Here is a 19,190-nt window from a genome sequence, read left to right on the forward strand (position 1 = left end):
TTCTTAATATTTAATTATCGGAACGATTCCGAAAGAAAATGATTTTTATTGAGGCAGTTGATCCAAAAGAGCTTTGATCTCATTATTAGGATCGATAGTCAACATCTTACTCCACCATTTGCGGGTCTCAGGATAAACATTCTTTCCTGCAGCATACTCTTTTTGATAATTATAGAAACCGATATATTTATAAGCCTCTAGTAACGCCGCCTTATTCGGATTCTGAGCCTTTTCAAGAACAGTCAATAGAGCTTCGTAATATGGCTTTGCCAATCCTTCTGTCGTTTCAGGATCAAGACCGGAATTCGCACGGGCTCTCCACAAATGTCCGCGATAATCTTCCGGCGCTCTCTCTGCTACAATAGCAAATAAACTGTCGGCTTTTTGATATATCGGCTTTTGAATAGCAAGTTTTGCAGCCTTTTCCTCTGGAGTTGCTTCGGCTGCCGGTGCTTCGGCAGAAGCAGCACGATAATAAATCGTACCCAAGAAGAAGTAATCTGTCAGGCTGACATCCTGATTACGTTTCATATACTCATTATACGCATCAGCACTTTTCAGCATATCTCCAGCAGCACGGTAAGCTTCGCTCAATTCCTTATAAAGTTCGATCTTTTCTTGATCAAGAGAAATAGCTTTTTCCAATACCGGTATGGCTTTATCCGCCAATTTGTTTTCAATCAATATATTTGCATAAATAATATAATCTTGTGTATTGAATTGGGGATTTCCCGGAGTATTCATAAATGTCTCTGCTGCAGTGAGAGCTTTATCATAATTTTTCAGCTCATAATTGTCATACATCGCCAAACGTTTCAAAATAAAATCATTCGGATTTTTTACAATCATTTTATCTACAAGATCCAGAGATTCTTGATACTTCTTATCAAAGAAAAGCAGCGCTGCATAACGAGACTGATCGCTTTCGAAATGATTGGGATTAGCCATATAACGGGCATAAGCTTCTACGGCTTGATTATATTTGCTATCCTTAAAATACGCCTCGGCCAATTCGCGTTGTGCAATAGCAGAATTAGGTTTCAGTTTTAACAGATCTTCCAATTTGGCGATGGCAAGCCCCGCATTAATAGGAAAATAAATATTCGAATATTTCACATAAGCTTCCAGACAGTTTTCATCGAAGTTTTGTGCCATTTCATAAAAACCGCACGCTTCACCATATTTCTTATCTTTGACCAAAATATCACCCTCGAATACATAAATAGGTGCATACTCTTTATCTACATCCAAGGCTTTGTCCAGATACTTCTGATATTCAGGCATTACATTTTCATAATATGCTTTTGAAATGGCCAGATAAATCTCAGGATTCTTTTTATCCGATTTGATTACAGCTTTAAAAAGAGATTCAGCTTCTTTTTTATTACTTTTCAACATCAATTTACCCTTACCGATCGAATTATAAGGATAAAGAGGATCTGCCTGTAACCCCATTTCATAATACATACCGGCAGAATCTAATTTATTCATTCCCGAATAAATTTCTCCTAAATAAAAATATGCCTCGGCCTTTCTAGTAGACGGGTCATTCAAAGTTTTATCCAAAATGATCTTCGCCCTGTCGGGTTGCCCTGATTTAAAATATTCGATACCATCCGTATACGATTCTGCAAAAGCAGAGCTCACCACTCCTCCGATAAAAAGAAAAGAAGCAAGTAACATTGACTTAGTTCGCATAATTTCTATAGTTTTCTATTATATATTATTATTATAAATTTTCTCTTACATTTACGATACGGATTGCTTGTGTCGCCGGAACAATTCCGGTCTTCAAAATAATCCGCTGACCTTTATCCGATCCGACAAATGTAGTAAACCCACTCGGCAAACCGCTTTTGGGATCGGTAGTTATTATATAAACATCTCTGGTCAATGGATATAATCCCATTGCCAAATAAGCCTGATAGGGCTGATAACTATTCGACGGATAAGCTACATCATCCCGACTGACACCCATCACCGTAATTCTATCTGAGAAAGAGAGGCGCGTCGAATCATTTTTATTTCCGATCCAACTAGCTCCGATTACACCGATAGCATTAGGCACTTCCGAAACATAATCGATTACATTTTCATTGTTATCCTGAGCATTCAGATTTTTCGACAAAGGTTTTCCCGCACAAATAGAATCTATTGCAAAACGCACCGTACTTGAATTCGGATTATCGAATACAAGCTGCAATTTACCTAATTTAGATTCAGGATAGATCTGACTCCATTCCGTAACTTCTCCCGTAAGAATCCGGCGAAGCTGGTCCATAGTAATCAACGTATCCGGATTTGCTTTATTTACAATGAGGGCGACTCCATCCGTAGCAATTTTTACTTCTTTCGGATAAAGTTTCCGGGCATTCAAAGTCTCTACTTCTTTCGGAGAAAGTCTCCGGGTCGTAACTGCCAACCTCACACTATCTTGTATAAGAGATGTTACAACATCCACCTCATCGGCATAAACCGGTATTATATTCGCTTTAGGATATAGCCCTTCAAAAACATCTATCTCCTGCTCCATAATCGGCTCAAAGGTTTGGTCTGCACTTATTTTGATAAGTCCTGACGTAGGGGTTTCGCTAATTCCTTTTTTCTTCGAGGAATTACATGCCGCAAAAATCCCCGCAAGGATAAATGCTGCACAAACTGAAAGACAGAATGATCTTTTTGTTTTCATTATAAAATCTCCTAACTATACCTCTGGTTTCTAATTTGTCTATAGGCCCTAAAGATACCATATATTGCGAAAACAATTCCTATACTATACCGAAATATTTCTGAAAAAGTGTTTTCAAAAAGAGGCGTAAAAATTAAAAGATAAGCCATCCCAAAATAAATCAGGATCATAAATATCCCGAAAATATAACCCATATTAATTTTTTTTGTGGGTTTCTGCGGCTTTTGAAGATCATTTTCTGTTTCCATAACTATAGGTATTTAATCTAAAATACCCGCAGCCCTACATCTGAAGACATAGAGGAGCGGAGTACTTTAGGTGATATTGTTAATATAATAACAACAATCTTACTGCATAAGTTTAAACACTACAGGAACTGTAAAATAAACAGGAACATTATTACCGTTCTGTTTCCCCGGAATCCATTTAGGCATCATTTGGATAACTCGCACAGCTTCTTTATCCAAAGAGGATTCGACGCTTCTCAAAACCGTTACATCCTTGATTTCACCGGTTTTAGAAACTACGAAACGCACTACCACACGTCCCTGAATACCCGCTTCCTGTGCAGGAATAGGATATTTGATCTTTTCATTGATAAACTTCAGCAATGCTGCTTCACCACCAGGGAATTGAGGCATCTGTTCTACGGCCTGATACGGTTTTTCTTCTTCTACCGGAGCTTCAGGCTGAACGAATTCCTTGAAATCCGCGATATCCTGTCCGTTTATCTCATCATTACCTTTTACATCGGCGATAGAAATAGCGATCTTACTATTAGCAGCCAATTCATCCTGCGATTTGATATCTTCTTCATCGGAAACCTCACTATCATCCTTTATGACCGGAGCCGTAAATTTGATAGAGCTCTTCAAAGGAGGAGGAGGAGTCGTCGGAGCCATCGGCTTCAATTCTTCATTTTTCTTGACTTCTGCTTTAGGAAGATCTGACAACTGCGTTACTTCTGTAACCGTAAAATCTTCTACTTTCTCAGGAGTCATAATACGAATTAAAGAAGGGAGCGAAAAACCAACAACTGCTACAATCAATATAATAAGCATTGCAACATTATGTCGTTTCGAAGAAGTCATACGCAAGTCGTATGCTCCATAGCTCTTATTACGTCCTTCAAAAACCAAATCGCACCATTCTTTCGAAGTTAAATCTATTTTTGCCATTTTTCTTCTTTTTTAAATGAGTACTAATTAGTTTTCTTTAATTGATCCCGATCGATATTCTCCGTCAGTTTTCCTTTCTGTTCAAGGTTATCCAACAAGAACTCATCACCTTCGGTTATATCAACAATCGCATACTTACTGATGCTGCAAATCTGCATCTCATCAAGAGCATCGACAAGATTCTCATAAGTCGCATCATCTGTTGCCTTTATCATTACTACGGGAGCAGTATTTACATCCTTGATCTTAATCGCCCGTTTATTATACTCTTCATCTGAAAATTTCTTTTCCAATTTTTCAGCTTTCAGAGCTTTTATTTTGGCAACGATCTCTGCATTACGTCCCATCAACATCGCTCTCAGACCATCGGCTTCATACGTAGTTTCTTTTAATGAAGTGTAATCCTCATAATTAGGTTCACCGGTATAATAAAATACTCGGTCATCTCCCCCCAGAATCAACGTAATGGCACGAGACGCTTTAACTTTCGTCTGGTCTTCTTCTGTAATAGACTTATCATTGGAAGGCATACTGATTTCCATCGTCTGCGGCTTACTCAATGATGTACAAAGCATGAAAAATGTGATCAAAAGCATATTCATGTCCACCATAGGAGTGAAGTCCACGCGGATCGTCATCTTTTTCTGCTTACCTTTGCCTCCCCCGTTATCTTTTTGTTGTACTTCTGCCATAATATTTTTCCTTTATGACTGTTATTAATTATCTGCGGGAATACTCTTAAGCGTAGTAATCAGATTATAACGGTTCTCCCTGATATCCTGTAAAGATGACATAATCTCTTTTATTCTGGAATAAGGAGTCGTTCTGTCCGCCTTAATTGCAATTCTCAAATCTCCGTTCACATTCCTGGCTGTTTTAACCCAAGCTTTAAACTCGTTAGAGGGATTGGCCGTCGTATCGATGGGAATCCCGTAATCTTTCAAGATAACATCCTGCCTGTCCGTCGGAAGAGCTAAAAAAGACTTCATCTGGGCAAGAGGAACTCCGAAAGAATTCATCAGTTTAAATTTATTGATTTCTTCAGGAGTAAACTCAATACCGTATTCTCTGCCTACATTTTGCAATACATCGACCCGATTATCCTGATTATCCAGACTCATAAAGATCTTACCTTTCTGATCTACCAGAATCTGCAATATATTTGTTTCGGGGATCTTAATTTCCGAAACAGATGCCGGAGTCGCTACTTGTACAGGTTCTTTTTGTACGAAAGTAGAGGTCAACATAAAAAACGTAAGCAAAAGTACAGTCACGTCACTCATCGCCGTCATGTCGATGAACGTACTTTTCCTTTTTACTTTTATTTTTGGCATAATCTCAACAAGTCTTTAATTATTTGTGAGTTGCTGCATAAGTTTGTACGATAGAGAAACCTACTTCATCAATAGCATAGGTAATTTTATCGATTTTGCTGGTAAAGAAGTTATAAGAAATAACGGCTAACGCACCAGTACCGATACCGAAAGCTGTATTTACAAGTGCTTCGGAAATACCGGTTGACAGAGCGATTGAGTCGGGAGCACCAGCATTTGCCAAAGCGGCGAATGCCTTGATCATACCTAACACAGTTCCGAGAAGTCCGGTCAACGTACCCAATGTTGTCATCGTAGCCACAACCGAAAGATTTTGTTCCAATGTCGGCAACTCAAGAGCGGTAGCTTCTTCAACTTCTTTCTGAATGTAAGCAAGTTTCTGTTCTTTAGTCAAAGTATCATTAGCTTCCATTTCAGCATATTTTTTCAACACTGAAGTAACAACGCTTGCTACAGAACCCTGTTGTTTGTCGCAAATAGCTTGAGCTTTTTGAATATCACCGTCTGCCAAAGCAGCTTTAATGTTTTCAACAAATTTAGTCGTGCTTCCTTTACCTTTAGCTTTCATAAGAGCGAATGCACGTTCAACACTCAATACCAATACGGTAAGTAACAAAGTTTGAAGAACAGGCACGATTACACCTCCTTTATAGATAGTACCCAACATATTTCCAGGCAGCGGATGTCCTGTAGGATCATTATCCATAAAGTTTGCAGGATTTCCCAAGATGAAATGGAAAATACACAAAGCAATAATAAAGCATGCTACAATCACAAGAAATGCAGACTCAATGCCACGAAATGTTTTCTTTTTAGCTTTAGTTTCAGTTTTTTTAGTTTCCATAATAAAAAAATTCTAAGTGGTTGACTGTTAAATTAAAATAGTTTGATAATTTATTTTCTTTATTATTTTGAGTTCCTATAACGCTATTTAAAGAGCTTTTAATCTTCCGTGTTCTCCAAATTCCGCAATAAAAAACCGTCTTGTCATAATTTACAATATCGGTAACCTCGAAACAACACCTATTTATAAAACAACGGAACCTCAGGCAGGATATTGTTTTACATGGCATTTTTCCAAATTTTCCAAAGAATACCGCTATTAAAGCAACTTTTATGGGTCAAATGTAGTACATTATTTTCAAAGAAAAAAATTATGCGTTTTTTTTGTCAGCAAGCTTATATAGGATTATTTTCAAATATAAACTTTAAATTAATGTTTTTCTTACCATAAAAAATTTTCGGACAACGAATTTCTGCATTTTGTAACAAAATAAATATTTAATTATAAGCCACTTTGCTCACAAAAAATGCAGAGACGAATACCGACAAAAGTTCTTGCCCCGAACAGACTAAACATTCTTGTTAAAAATAAAAAAACACGAGTATCCATTTCCCTAATCCGATCTTTTGTTACTACCTTTGTACACAAAGAGCAATTGCACAAGAACTATTTTAATGAAAAAAAAAGTACTTCTACCTTTTCTTTGGTTAGCGGCATGCTGCATGTTGCTCGTTACAATTGTGCCTCATCACCACCATATCGACGGTAGAATATGCTTGCAATTATCCGAAATTCCCGAAAACGAACAAAATCGGGATATTACACACCGGCCTGACTGTGAAACTGACTGTCTTGCGCGTTTTGCTGCTTACCGGACTTCTACCGGAAATCCCGACCTCCAGTCAAATATTTTCATTGCACTTCCCGCAACAATCACTTCTTTCGATTTCAGACCGGACGAAACGGAATGTACAACGTTGCCTATTCCTCATAAAGACTTTTGCATTTCTGAATACAAAGGCCTCTCTTCCGGATTACGAGCTCCACCCCATTTAATCTGATTATATATAAAACGACAATTTTCAATTTTATCGTGTCGAGATTTTATTGTGTACGATAAGTAACGAGTAGTCCGTCACGAAATATTATCAGATTAAAAACAAATTTTCAATGAAACATATTATAATATGTATTATTGCCTCGGCTTATTTTTTTGCCGGATGCAATAACAATACCCCCAAAGATGTCGATCACGAACATCAACAAAACGAAGTCGATACCGATCACGAACATGAAGACGAAATAATTTTTACCGAAGAAAAAGCTCAAGCAGCAGGTATAGTCATATCGGAAATACAGCCCAAGACATTCCGAAATGTCATTAAAACATCCGGACAAGTTCTTGCCGCGCAAGGAGACGATATGACTATTGCAGCAACCTCTTCGGGAATAGTCTCTTTCGGGAAAGCATCCCTTACCGAAGGTTCTGCCGTAAATAAAGGCACAATATTGCTTTCTATTTCAGCCCAAAACATACAGGACGGAGATCCGGCTGAAAAGGCTGAAATAACTTACCGAACCGCCCAAAAAGAATATGAACGTGCGGCCATCCTTTATCGAGACAAAATCATATCCGAAAAAGAATATAACCAAGCATTGAGCAGTTATGAAACCGCTCGTGTAGCTTGGAAAGCCACTGCCGGACATCAAGGGGACAACGGTATTGCAATCGCATCTCCGATGAACGGATTCATAAAAAGCAAACTGGTCAATGACGGTGATTATGTCGAAATCGGCCAACCGTTACTGAACATTTCTCAAAATCGTCGGTTAATGTTGAAGGCCGAAGTTTCAGAACGATATTATCAATTCCTTCCGACACTGACCTCCGCCCATTTTAAAACTCCGTATAACGACAAAGTCTATACATTAGAAAGTCTCAATGGAAAACTAAAATCATACGGACGCTCCTCCGGCAACGGGTCTTTTTATCTTCCGGTCATATTCGAATTCGACAATAAGGGCGATATTATACCCGGATCTTATGTCGAAGTCTTTCTTTTATCCGGAAATATGAATAACGTAATAACTGTTCCGGTAACAGCCCTCACCGAAGAACAAGGAAGTTATTTCGTATATCTCCAGCTCGATAAAGAAGGTTACAAAAAACAAGAAGTTACTCTTGGAGTCAACGACGGAGAAGAAGTACAAATCCTCTCAGGAATAAAACCCGGAGACCGTGTCGTAACCAAAGGCGCTTACCAGGTAAAACTTGCGGCAAACAGCAGCATTATTCCCGAAGGTCATTCTCACAGCCATTAACAGGAGGAACAGATTATGCTAAATAAAATTATCAGCTATTCGCTGCATAACAGGTTATTAATACTTTTTGCAGCCATACTTTTATTTTTTATCGGCAGTTATACTGCCATGAAAATGGAAGTGGATGTATTTCCCGACCTGAATGCCCCTACGGTCGTAATTATGACAGAAGCTCCGGGCATGGCTCCTGAAGAAGTAGAACGCCTCGTTACTTTTCCGGTAGAAACGGCTGTTAACGGGGCTACAGACGTACGCCGCGTGCGCTCCTCTTCGACAACGGGGTTTTCTGTCGTATGGGTAGAGTTCAACTGGGGTACGGACATATATCGAGCTCGCCAGATAACTTCCGAAAAACTGGCAGTAATGAGTGAAAGTTTACCGGCAAATGTCGGGACTCCTACTCTCGGACCGCAATCTTCTATATTGGGAGAAGTCATGATACTCGGCATCACATCCGATTCTACGTCTTTACAGGATTTACGCACTTTGGCCGACTGGGTAATCAGACCGCGACTTCTCTCCACCGGTGGTGTCGCCCAAGTAACGGTTATCGGAGGTGAAATCAAAGAATACCAGATATTGCTCGACCCGGCCCGCATGAAGCACTACGGCATAGGACTGAACGAGATCATGAACACGACCCGGAACATGAATCAAAATGCAAACGGTGGTATATTATACGAATTCAGTAACGAATATATCGTCAGAGGTGTAGTTTCGACAAATCATATCGATGAGCTGTCTAAAGCAGCAGTAAAGACAATAAACGGCATTCCGGTTCTACTTGAAGACATTGCAGACATTCAAATCGGAAACAAAGCGCCCAAACTCGGTATGGCTTCAGAGAAAGGGAAACCTGCCGTATTGATCACGGTTACCAAACAACCGAATACCAGCACGCTCGAACTGACAGAAAAACTGGATCAGTCCGTTGCAGAATTACAAAAAAATTTGCCGGCGGATATTCACATCTCCACCGATGTATTCCGACAATCCCGTTTTATCGACAATTCGATCGATAACATACAAAAATCTCTGTTCGAAGGTTCTGTTTTCGTCATAATCGTCTTATTCTTTTTCTTGATGAATTTAAGGACTACCGTTATATCTTTAGTTGCCTTGCCCCTTTCCTTATTGGTATCGATACTGACTCTTCACTTTATGGGACTTACTATAAACACAATGAGTCTGGGAGGTATGGCAATTGCAATCGGCTCTTTGGTCGATGATGCGATAGTCGATGTAGAAAATGTATATAAACGATTACGAGAAAACCGCCTGTTACCGGAAAACGAACGCAAACGTCCGATAGATGTAATTTTCGAAGCATCCAAAGAAGTACGCATGCCGATACTCAACTCAACACTCATCATTATCGTCAGCTTTGTTCCCCTATTCTTTTTAAGCGGTATGGAAGGACGAATGTTGATGCCTCTCGGTATTTCATTTATCATAGCTCTATTTGCCTCTACAGTAGTAGCTCTTACCCTGACTCCGGTACTCTGCAGCTACCTGCTGACCGACAAGAAAAATGATAAAAAACTCTCCCGTGAACCGTGGGTCGCTCGAAATCTGAAACAGGTATATGGACGTGCTTTAGTGTGGACTTTACACCACAAAAAAGAGGTTTTAGGATCGACGATCGGATTATTTATCGTTTCTTTGGCACTATTCTTCACATTAGGACGAAGTTTTCTACCTCCGTTCAACGAAGGTTCGTTTACCATAAATATCAGTACGTTACCGGGAATTTCTCTTGAAGAATCGGATCGAATCGGACAGAGGGCAGAACAATTACTGTTATCTGTCCCCGAAATCAAAACTGTAGCCCGAAAAACCGGACGTGCAGAACTGGATGAACATGCCTTAGGGGTAAACGTTTCTGAAATAGAGGCTCCTTATGAACGGGGGGAACGTTCTCATGAAGAAATGATTGCCGACATCCGAGAGAAATTGGGAAGTTTGCCCGGAGTAAACGTAGAAATAGGGCAACCGATATCTCACCGTATCGATGCCATGCTATCCGGAACACAAGCAAAAATCGCAATCAAGCTGTTCGGTGATGATCTGAACAAAATGTTTTCTTTGGGCAACCAAATAAAAGCGGCAATAAAAGATGTCGAAGGAGTCGTCGATCTGAATGTAGAACAGCAAATCGAACGCCCACAACTTAAAATTAATCCGAAACGCGACATGCTTGCCAAATACGGCATCACACTGCCCGAATTTACCGAATTCATCGATATTGCATTAGCCGGGGAAGTTGTATCTCAAGTATACGAAAACGGACGTTCATTCGACCTTACGGTAAAGGTCCGGGATGACGAACGGGACAAAATCGAAAAAATAGCAAATCTGATGATCGATGCAAACGGGACAAAAATACCGTTGTCTTATGTAGCAGACATCTCTTCTTCATCCGGCCCGAATACGATAAACCGGGAGAATGTCAAACGCAAAATCGTAATTTCTGCAAATGTTGCCGACCGGGATTTGCACGGGGTCGTAAAAGATATACAAGAAAAGATAAATGCAACAATAAAGCTACCAGAAGATTATCATATTGAATACGGTGGTCAGTTCGAAAGCGAACAAGCCGCATCCCGGACGTTATTACTGACGTCAATGATTTCGGTATTGGTAATATTCCTATTACTCTATCACGAATTCAGAAATGCAAAACAATCAGGCATTATCTTGCTAAATCTCCCTTTAGCCTTGATCGGCGGAGTTATCATGCTGAAACTGACATCCGGAGAAATAAGTATTCCTGCAATTATCGGATTCATCTCGCTATTCGGTATCGCTACCCGTAACGGAATGCTGCTGGTATCACACTACAACCATCTTCAAAACGAAGGCTATAATCTGAAAGATACCATCATACACGGATCATTAGATCGTCTTAACCCGATCTTAATGACAGCCCTGTCTTCCGCTCTTGCTCTCATTCCATTGGCAATAGGTGGAGATCTACCGGGAAACGAAATCCAAAGCCCGATGGCAAAAGTAATTTTAGGCGGATTATTAAGCTCTACCCTATTGAACGCATTTATCGTTCCCATTGTTTATCAGATTATGAACCATAAAAAAAGCGACTTATGAAATTCTATATAATTGTCTTCTTGTTGTTCTGTGCCGGAAATTTAGCGGCACAGAACAACATCGAATCGATACTCAGATCTATCGAAAAAAACAATAAAGAATTACAAGCCAGTGAACAACTGACCCTTTCTAAAAAACTGGAAGCAGCAACAGAAAACACTCTGCCCGACCCGAATGTATCATACGAACGGAAATGGGGAAAACCGGCCTCGATAGGAAAAACCGGAGAGTTGTCAGTATCGCAGAGTTTTGACTTTCCATCGGTATATGTTCATAAAAACCAGCTCTATGATCTAAAATCAGACTTGTATGATCAGCAAAAACAGATCGTCCGCCAGCAAGTGTTGCTTAATGCAAAAACAATCTGTCTCGATCTGGTTTCTCTCTTTCAACAACAAAAGTTACTGAGCCTCAGGCTTCAGAATGTACAGAAACTCTCGGCCCTGTATCAGAAACGGTTATCTACCGGTGATGCAAATATCTTGGAGACCAACAAAATAGAATTAGAACTTTATAATATAAAAACACAAATGCGGTTGATAGAAACCGAACGGAATAATAAACTTAAAGAATTACAAACTTTAAATGGAAATTTACCGATCGGAGAAGAGCTAACCGATTATTCCCCTGTGGATTTTCCGGAAAATTTTGAAATTTACAGTCAAGAAGCCATAGCCGCTGACCCTGAATTACGTTCACTCGAAAACGAACTGAAAGTAGCTCGAAAAAATATTTCGCTAAGCAAATCCCTATGGTTTCCTAAATTCGAGATTGGTTACATACGAGAAATGGAGCCCACAGACAAATATAACGGCATATCGTTCGGTATTTCTATTCCGCTATTTGAAAACCGAAACAAAATAAAACAGGCAAAAGCTTTAAGCGGATATACTCAAATGCAATTAGAAAACACCCGCCTGCAAAGTCTTTCTACTTTGCGACAACTCTATGATCAGGCGACCAATTTAAAAGTCTCTATGCAAGAATACAACAAACTGTTACAATCCCAAAAAACACTCTCTTTACTCAACAAAGCCCTTGAAAACGGTCAGCTCTCGATGATAGAATATTTTATCGAAGCAAATCAGGTATATGAGAGCATGCAAAATTATTTACAATTAGAAAACCAATATCAGCAAATCGTTTCTCAAATGTATCGATACAAGTTGTAAAAATTAACAAAAAGTTGCGCTATAACATCAAAATGTAGAAAACGGTTGTTTTCCTTACTTCTTTTTTTATATCTTTATAACTTGATCGTTATATCCGATGGAATAACATGATTTTGTGAACAAAAGAGATTAGCATCATCTGATTTTTGCATGGCAGTGATTATCTTTCATAATCGGACTACTAAACTTTCGCTTCAAAAACACTGTAACCGATAGATGAGTTTTACCGACCAATAGCAAAACAGAAAAATGATCTTGTTTCTTTTGTAATGACAAGTAAAGACTGTTCCGGAATTTCGGAACAGTCTTTTTATTTTGCAAAAAGATTCTATACGATACATACTTCTCCAGTTCTTTTCTCAGATAAAAAAATACGTAAAAATTTGTTTTTACAATTTTTTTATGCAACTTTGCAAAACAAAGTACTTTATTATTACAGAAACAAAATGGAAAATAAAGAAGTAATAAGCACATTAAGCGAAATAAAAAACCTGATGGAGAAGTCTTCCAAGTTTCTCTCATTAAGCGGTTTATCTGCAATATTTGTCGGCATATATGCCTTTATCGGAGCTTACATTGCCTATTACATACTTGACCCTACAAAAATTACGACCTTAAACATTAACACACCCTACCGATTACAAATCATCGTCATTCTGGCACTGATACTATTGACTATATCATTAATAACAGCATTTTATCTTTCTTGGATAAAAGCAAAAAAGAATGGTCTCAGGCTACGATTAGATTCAATATCCATACGTCTGTTAATCAACTTCTTTGTCCCGTTATTAGCTGGAGGAATCCTTTGTTTCTCTTTACTGCTGCAACAACATTACGGTCTCACATCTTCTATCATGTTGATATTTTATGGTATAGCTTTAATCAACGGTTCGAAATATACCTATTCAAATACCCGTTATCTGGGGTACGCAGAATTGATATTAGGGTTGATAGACAGCTTTGTCCCCGGATACGGATTGCTTTTCTGGGTTGCTGGATTCGGACTATTTCATATCATCTACGGAGTCTTCTTTTACCTGAAATATGACCGAAGAAAATAATGAAACCTAATCTCGAACATATCAATAAAGCCTTTGAAAGCAAAGTCCGATTAGGGATTATGTCGATCTTAATGGTAAATGATTCCGTTGATTTTACCACCATCAAGAATTTGCTCGATCTGACCGATGGTAATTTGGCAAGTCACTCCCGAAATTTAGAAGAACTCGGATACATAAAAAGCAATAAACAATTCATAGGGCGCAAACCCAATACCAGATTTTCCATTACTGCCGAAGGACGGGAAGCTTTCATTTCCCACATTCGGGCTTTAGAAGATTTTTTAAAAAGTCAAAACCTATAATTTTTTTATTTATAAACTTTGTAATGCAAAGTACTTTTTAATTATTAATTAAAATATTCGACTATGGAACAGACCGAATTGACTCCGATTCAGGAAGAAGTAAAAAAGAGAAACAACAAAAGCAATGCTCTGACAATCAAGATTATTCTAATCGCTTTACTAATTATCGCCTTGATCATACCGATTACGATGGTACAGAACATGATCACGGAAAGGAATAGAACGGCAAATGAAGCATCTGCAGAAGTACAGCAAAAATGGAGTAAACCTCAAAACATAACCGGCCCGATGTTAGTAATTCCTTATAAAGAATATATCGAGCAAGAAAATAAAACGAGACAAGCCGAAATACGGTATTTATATATCTTACCGGAAGAGCTGCATATTTCAGGAAATTTAGAAACAGAAGACCTGAAAAGAGGATTATACGATATTGTCGTTTATCGTTCATCTCTCAAACTTACCGGCTCATTCGATATTGCATACTTACAGCAAAAAAAGATCACCGGACAAGAATTTCTCTTAAATGAAGCAAAACTGATAGTAGGTATCTCAGATTTACGCGGCATCACTGAACAAGTAGAAGGAAAATGGAAAAACGAGACTTTGTCTTTTAATTCCGGAGTAGATAATCTTCTTATCTTTTCAGGGGTATCTTGCTCCGTATCATTATCAGATAGGGACGAAGATGTACCGTTCAATATAGATCTCCGGATAAAAGGTTCTGAATCGGTGATGTTCACCCCATTGGGAGAAACGACACTCGTCTCCCTAAAATCAAACTGCTCGACACCCAGCTTTACCGGAGCATTTCTTCCTGAGAGCAGACAAGTTTCCGAAAACGGATTTTCAGCAACTTGGAAAATCTTGAATCTGAACCGGAACTATCCGCAAGTCTTCACCGCCGAAAAATGGAATATAGACTTAAATGATTCGTCTTTCGGAGTAAATCTTCTCCTACCCGTCGATCAATACCAAAAATCAATACGTTCTATAAAATATGCATTCCTAATCATCATTCTCACTTTCGTAATCTGCTTTTTTGCAGAGGTTTTACAGAAGAAAAATATCCACCCGTTCCAGTACCTGTTAATCGGTCTGGCGTTATGCCTGTTTTATACTCTTTTAGTATCCATCTCCGAACATCTTAACTTCTCCCTTTCCTATGCAATAGCGACAATAATGACAATCGGGTTGCTCACATTCTACCTAAGCGGAATATTAAAAATCAAAAAAACAGCGATAACAATAGGAGGGATGTTACTATTATTATACATCTATATATTTATTCTCATCCAAATGGAGATCTATGCACTATTAGTCGGAAGTATAGGATTATTTATCATACTGGCGATCATCATGTATTGTTCTCTGAAAATAAACTGGAATACTCCTATAAATAAAAGATAAAATATAAAAAATACGGGTGATCATCTTTTAAATAATCACCCGTATTTTTTATATCAAACATATATCCTATTTTTTAGTAGAATGCTTCAAGACTTTAGCGTCCAGATAAAAAATTATCTCTTCCGCCATATTATTGCAGTGATCGCCTATACGTTCCATTTTCCGGATAATTCCTATCAAATGAAGACACTCATCTGCCCGGTCGGGTTTATCTTGTATATAGCGAGCGACAATATGAGTAGCCTGACGATTAATCTCATCGACCCTGTTATCCATATCGAAAATTCCTACGGCAATAGAAGAAGATTCCTCCGTAAGAGCTTCTTTTCCTTTTTCCATCATTTTCTTAATCGTATCCAGCATCTCACGCAAATTGGTTTTATCCAATAATTCCGCATCTACGCTGATTTGCGGATAATCGATAACAAATCGAGACATTCCCTCACAAAAATCAGCAATACGTTCCAGGTTAGTATTGATTTTAAGCATCGCCAATACAAATCTCAAATCTACAGCAACAGGAGTATACAAACCGATAATATCCTCACAATCACTATCTATTTTCAACTCAAAAGCGTTCACTCTTTTTTCCCGGTAAATCACCTCTCGTGCAAGGTCTTTATCCAAAGATAGCAACGCCTCTCCTGCCCGATTCAACTGCGAATAAACCAAAGTCCACATTTCAAGGACTTCATCTTTCAAATTTTCCAGTTCTTTCTCTATATATCTCATTATTTCCGATCTTTTATCGCATTATACTAAAATAATGCAAAAGGACAAAATAGATATTACAATACAATGACAAAATCAAAAAAAATATTATCAAAAAACTTAAATGCTCTTACAATAAAACAAGAATAACCTCCTATAATCCTACCCCCCAAAAACATTATTACTCCTAATTTTCCAAAATTCGGAATAACGAATTATCATAAATTAAAGAATAACTTTTGCCGGCTTTTGTATCGAAATTCACCATAGAATCTTTATAACGAATGCTACACATTCCCCCTGATCCAGACCGAATAACAGCCTTAACAAGCTCTTCTTTTTCCCAATGAATATCAACCTCAAAATTTCCTCTTGCGCATAACCCTATGACATCCCCAGAAGCCCATTTATCCGGAAGCGCCGGCAACAAATGAATAAATCCCATGTGGCTCTGCATCAACATCTCTATTATTCCGGCAGTTCCTCCGAAATTACCATCGATCTGAAAAGGCGGATGCATATCCCACAAATTATCGGCCGTGCCGTTTTTCAAAAGATTCTGAAATAAAAGATATGCATGGTTACCGTCATGCAGACGAGCCCATTGATTTAACTTCCATCCCATACTCCAGCCGGTAGCACCGTCACCTCGTTTTTCCAATACGATTCTCGATGCCGTGGAAAGCTCCGGAGTCGTAATCGGAGAGATAGTGCGTCCCGGATGTAGTCCGAACAGGTGATTTACATGACGGTGTTTATCCTTAGGATCATCTATATCTGCAGACCACTCCATCAGTTGTCCGTAACGACCGATCTTATAAGGCATCAGTTTATTAAGAACCTCTTGCCACTCTTCTCTCTCCGAAGCATCGACATTAAGAATCTTGCTCGCCTCGATAGCATCCAAAAGAATCTCTCTCACAACAGCATGAGCAAAAGTAGCACCCTGATCGACAGGTCCATGTTCAGGAGACGTTGATGGCGCTACTGCATAACTCCCGTCAGGTTTATGCCATAAATGGTCCACTGCAAATTCTGCACTGCCTTTAATCAGCTCATACCCCGTAGTTCGCAAAAAATCCTCATCCCGAGTATAATCATAATACTCCCATACATGAGTCGCCAGCCAAGGCCCTGCTACAAAGCTGAAATTCCATGACATGTCCCGACTGCTCAATGGAGAAGTGAAGCCGAATATATTCGATGAAACAGATGTAGTCCAGCCTCGAGTGTCCGGACCATAATAAGCTTTTGCCGTACGTTCTCCCGGTTTTACCAATGTACGAATATACTCGATCAACGGAGTTTGACATTCGCTCAAATTAGCCGGACAAGCCGGCCAATAGTTCATCTGCAAATTAATATTATTGTGATAATCTACCCGCCAAGGACCTTCTACATTATTATGCCAAAGTCCTTGTAAATTTGCCGGGAGATTACCCGCACGAGAAGACGCGATAAGCAAATAACGACCGAATTGAAAATAAAGTTCTTCCAAATAATGATCCGAAATGCCATTCCGATAATTCGACAGCCGCATGTCGGTAGGAATATCGGAAACAAGTTTACTCTCATTCAAGTCTATCTTCACTCGATCAAAAAGAGCGGAGTAATCTGCCCGATGGGCATTATAAACCGCATCATACCCTTTTGCCAATGCAAAATCAAGATTATTCTGTGTCGTCATAACGGGATCGACTCCTACATAAGCTCGGTCATCGTTAAAATCCGGGTTATAATTCATTTTATAATCGGTATCTCCCGCCACATAGAATGTTACATTATCAGCCCCGATTACCTTAATCGCGCCATTTTCCACCGTCACCGTACCACTTTCCGCTACCGCTCTTGCCCGAATGACAAACTGCATACCGTTACTGTCGAGACGACCGTTATAAACAATACCGGTAGTTCCGTCTGCTTCAACCGATCCGGAAGCCTGAGGATTCGCCACATACCGGAAAGTCAGATTTTGTCGCCCCGGTCTTGTACATTCAAATCGATATATCATTATACTGTCAGGATATGAACTGAAAAACTTACGGTAAAAACAAGCCCCTCCTGCATTGAACTGTACGACTACCAAGGCTGAATCGAGAGAGAGTATCCGCCGATAATCGGATATTTCGGACTCTGCGATTCCCGTATCGATATGAAACTCACCCATAGTAGTAAAACTCCCGAAACGAAAAGACTCCTCACTATCCGGTTCATACCCGCATTTTCCATTAAAATTATTCCGGGTCAACTCCGTAGCAACGGAATTAATTCCTGAAAACTGAATAAAAGAATGCCGTATCTGATCCAAAACTTTATACCCCTCCTTATTGGCATCCCAATAATATCGTGCACCTCCCGAGACATTAGGTCCGCCTTTCCATAAAGATTTCTCATTCAATGTTATACGTTCTGTCTCAACCGATCCCAAAATATTTCCTCCGAAACTGCCATTCCCTATCGGAAAAGATCGCTGTTCCCACGCAAAATCGGGATTAGAGCCAGAGTTCCCGTTATTCACAGTCCAAATTTCTTTCCCCGAAAGATCATTCGGAGTATCGAACCAAACAGATAAACCTTTAGTATAATCGACCGTATCGCAAGCGATTGCAACAGAAGTTTGTTCTGCATAACATTCTTCGGCTTTGATATATACACACGATAACAAGAAAATGCATCCAGCTGCCACTACAACTCTTCTCATGTATAATTTAGATTTAGTTCAAAGAATAATCATCAACAATATTTAGAGCCTATCTAAATTTTCCGACAAAAAATATTATCAGGTCATTTTTGTGTTTTCTTCCGGTCTTTTCCCCCGTTTTCCCTCGTCAAATAGCTCGCTATCATCCTCGTAAAAATAGAAAAACATACACGGAAAAAATTCTCAAAACCTGACCCGAGTAAAATTTAAACAGACTCTTATTGTATAGACAATCCATAATTAGAAAAAACGACTTTTTATGAATAGTCTTCTAACATCCGAAAGCTTAACCGATCTTTTTGATTTCCGGACAAACACAAAAAAAAGCGAAAGCATGTCTTACTCGACATGCTTTCACTTTAGAAAGTGGGCGTTGACGGATTCGAACCGCCGACCCTCTGCTTGTAAGGCAGATGCT

Annotated in this window: 15 protein-coding genes; 7 read left to right on the forward strand and 8 right to left on the reverse strand. The window is 39.1% G+C overall.

Annotation, left to right across the window (positions count from 1 at the left end):
- Positions 1–45: 45 nt before the first annotated feature.
- The 6 genes from AC0UMU_RS07760 to AC0UMU_RS07785 form a co-directional block, all read right to left on the reverse strand.
- Positions 46–1,698 (reverse strand): tetratricopeptide repeat protein, encoded by a 1,653-nt coding sequence (locus tag AC0UMU_RS07760; RefSeq protein WP_288640064.1) that lies wholly within the window; start codon positions 1,696–1,698, stop codon positions 46–48.
- Between the two features lie 31 nt (positions 1,699–1,729).
- A complete protein-coding gene (locus AC0UMU_RS07765; protein WP_288640065.1) occupies positions 1,730–2,689 on the reverse strand; it encodes a PstS family phosphate ABC transporter substrate-binding protein in 960 nt (319 codons plus the stop codon).
- 347 nt (positions 2,690–3,036) lie between these two features.
- Complete coding sequence (locus tag AC0UMU_RS07770; protein ID WP_278585356.1) at positions 3,037–3,867, reverse strand: energy transducer TonB; 831 nt, start codon at positions 3,865–3,867, stop codon at positions 3,037–3,039.
- A gap of 23 nt (positions 3,868–3,890) precedes the next feature.
- Positions 3,891–4,559 (reverse strand): ExbD/TolR family protein, encoded by a 669-nt coding sequence (locus AC0UMU_RS07775; protein WP_270738097.1) that lies wholly within the window; start codon positions 4,557–4,559, stop codon positions 3,891–3,893.
- 24 nt (positions 4,560–4,583) lie between these two features.
- Positions 4,584–5,201, reverse strand: a complete 618-nt coding sequence (locus tag AC0UMU_RS07780) for an ExbD/TolR family protein (protein WP_288640067.1) — start codon at positions 5,199–5,201, stop codon at positions 4,584–4,586.
- A gap of 19 nt (positions 5,202–5,220) precedes the next feature.
- Positions 5,221–6,045 carry a MotA/TolQ/ExbB proton channel family protein gene (locus tag AC0UMU_RS07785; RefSeq protein ID WP_009319148.1) on the reverse strand — a complete coding sequence of 275 codons (825 nt, stop codon included), beginning with the start codon at positions 6,043–6,045 and terminating at the stop codon, positions 5,221–5,223.
- 614 nt (positions 6,046–6,659) lie between these two features.
- Between AC0UMU_RS07785 and AC0UMU_RS07790 the strand changes: the two genes are divergently transcribed.
- The 7 genes from AC0UMU_RS07790 to creD all read left to right on the forward strand — a co-directional run bounded on the left by AC0UMU_RS07790 (position 6,660) and on the right by creD (position 15,360).
- Positions 6,660–7,046 (forward strand): DUF6769 family protein, encoded by a 387-nt coding sequence (locus AC0UMU_RS07790; RefSeq protein ID WP_288640068.1) that lies wholly within the window; start codon positions 6,660–6,662, stop codon positions 7,044–7,046.
- A 109-nt stretch (positions 7,047–7,155) separates the two neighbouring features.
- Positions 7,156–8,307, forward strand: coding sequence for an efflux RND transporter periplasmic adaptor subunit (locus tag AC0UMU_RS07795; protein ID WP_288640069.1), 1,152 nt, complete (start codon positions 7,156–7,158; stop codon positions 8,305–8,307).
- Positions 8,308–8,322: 15 nt separating this feature from the next.
- A complete protein-coding gene (locus tag AC0UMU_RS07800) occupies positions 8,323–11,412 on the forward strand; it encodes an efflux RND transporter permease subunit (protein ID WP_288640070.1) in 3,090 nt (1,029 codons plus the stop codon).
- Entirely contained in the window at positions 11,409–12,584 is a 1,176-nt protein-coding gene (locus tag AC0UMU_RS07805) for a TolC family protein (protein WP_022390507.1), read from the forward strand. The genes AC0UMU_RS07800 and AC0UMU_RS07805 overlap by 4 nt, the downstream gene beginning before the upstream one ends.
- A gap of 446 nt (positions 12,585–13,030) precedes the next feature.
- Positions 13,031–13,648, forward strand: a complete 618-nt coding sequence (locus AC0UMU_RS07810; protein WP_031258362.1) for a hypothetical protein — start codon at positions 13,031–13,033, stop codon at positions 13,646–13,648.
- A complete protein-coding gene (locus AC0UMU_RS07815; protein ID WP_278585373.1) occupies positions 13,648–13,950 on the forward strand; it encodes a winged helix-turn-helix domain-containing protein in 303 nt (100 codons plus the stop codon). The genes AC0UMU_RS07810 and AC0UMU_RS07815 overlap by 1 nt, the downstream gene beginning before the upstream one ends.
- 63 nt (positions 13,951–14,013) lie before the next feature.
- Positions 14,014–15,360 (forward strand): cell envelope integrity protein CreD, encoded by a 1,347-nt coding sequence (gene creD, locus AC0UMU_RS07820; RefSeq protein ID WP_022600676.1) that lies wholly within the window; start codon positions 14,014–14,016, stop codon positions 15,358–15,360.
- A gap of 66 nt (positions 15,361–15,426) precedes the next feature.
- Here creD and phoU read toward each other — a convergent pair whose 3' ends face one another.
- Positions 15,427–16,095: a phosphate signaling complex protein PhoU gene (gene phoU, locus AC0UMU_RS07825; RefSeq protein WP_031258360.1), complete on the reverse strand. Its 669-nt coding sequence runs from the start codon at positions 16,093–16,095 to the stop codon at positions 15,427–15,429.
- Positions 16,096–16,258: 163 nt separating this feature from the next.
- Positions 16,259–18,772, reverse strand: coding sequence for a glycosyl hydrolase family 95 catalytic domain-containing protein (locus AC0UMU_RS07830; protein ID WP_288640073.1), 2,514 nt, complete (start codon positions 18,770–18,772; stop codon positions 16,259–16,261).
- Between the last annotated feature and the right edge of the window lie 418 nt (positions 18,773–19,190).

The organism is Coprobacter fastidiosus, assembly GCF_982245605.1.

Bases quoted from the DNA above. Each gene is read 5' to 3' on its own strand.
- AC0UMU_RS07760 (WP_288640064.1), bottom strand. From the start codon at position 1,698: ATGCGAACTAAGTCAATGTTACTTGCTTCTTTTCTTTTTATCGGAGGA.
- AC0UMU_RS07765 (WP_288640065.1), bottom strand. From the start codon at position 2,689: ATGAAAACAAAAAGATCATTCTGTCTTTCAGTTTGTGCAGCATTTATC.
- AC0UMU_RS07770 (WP_278585356.1), bottom strand. From the start codon at position 3,867: ATGGCAAAAATAGATTTAACTTCGAAAGAATGGTGCGATTTGGTTTTT.
- AC0UMU_RS07775 (WP_270738097.1), bottom strand. From the start codon at position 4,559: ATGGCAGAAGTACAACAAAAAGATAACGGGGGAGGCAAAGGTAAGCAG.
- AC0UMU_RS07780 (WP_288640067.1), bottom strand. From the start codon at position 5,201: ATGCCAAAAATAAAAGTAAAAAGGAAAAGTACGTTCATCGACATGACG.
- AC0UMU_RS07785 (WP_009319148.1), bottom strand. From the start codon at position 6,045: ATGGAAACTAAAAAAACTGAAACTAAAGCTAAAAAGAAAACATTTCGT.
- AC0UMU_RS07790 (WP_288640068.1), top strand. From the start codon at position 6,660: ATGAAAAAAAAAGTACTTCTACCTTTTCTTTGGTTAGCGGCATGCTGC.
- AC0UMU_RS07795 (WP_288640069.1), top strand. From the start codon at position 7,156: ATGAAACATATTATAATATGTATTATTGCCTCGGCTTATTTTTTTGCC.
- AC0UMU_RS07800 (WP_288640070.1), top strand. From the start codon at position 8,323: ATGCTAAATAAAATTATCAGCTATTCGCTGCATAACAGGTTATTAATA.
- AC0UMU_RS07805 (WP_022390507.1), top strand. From the start codon at position 11,409: ATGAAATTCTATATAATTGTCTTCTTGTTGTTCTGTGCCGGAAATTTA.
- AC0UMU_RS07810 (WP_031258362.1), top strand. From the start codon at position 13,031: ATGGAAAATAAAGAAGTAATAAGCACATTAAGCGAAATAAAAAACCTG.
- AC0UMU_RS07815 (WP_278585373.1), top strand. From the start codon at position 13,648: ATGAAACCTAATCTCGAACATATCAATAAAGCCTTTGAAAGCAAAGTC.
- creD (WP_022600676.1), top strand. From the start codon at position 14,014: ATGGAACAGACCGAATTGACTCCGATTCAGGAAGAAGTAAAAAAGAGA.
- AC0UMU_RS07830 (WP_288640073.1), bottom strand. From the start codon at position 18,772: ATGAGAAGAGTTGTAGTGGCAGCTGGATGCATTTTCTTGTTATCGTGT.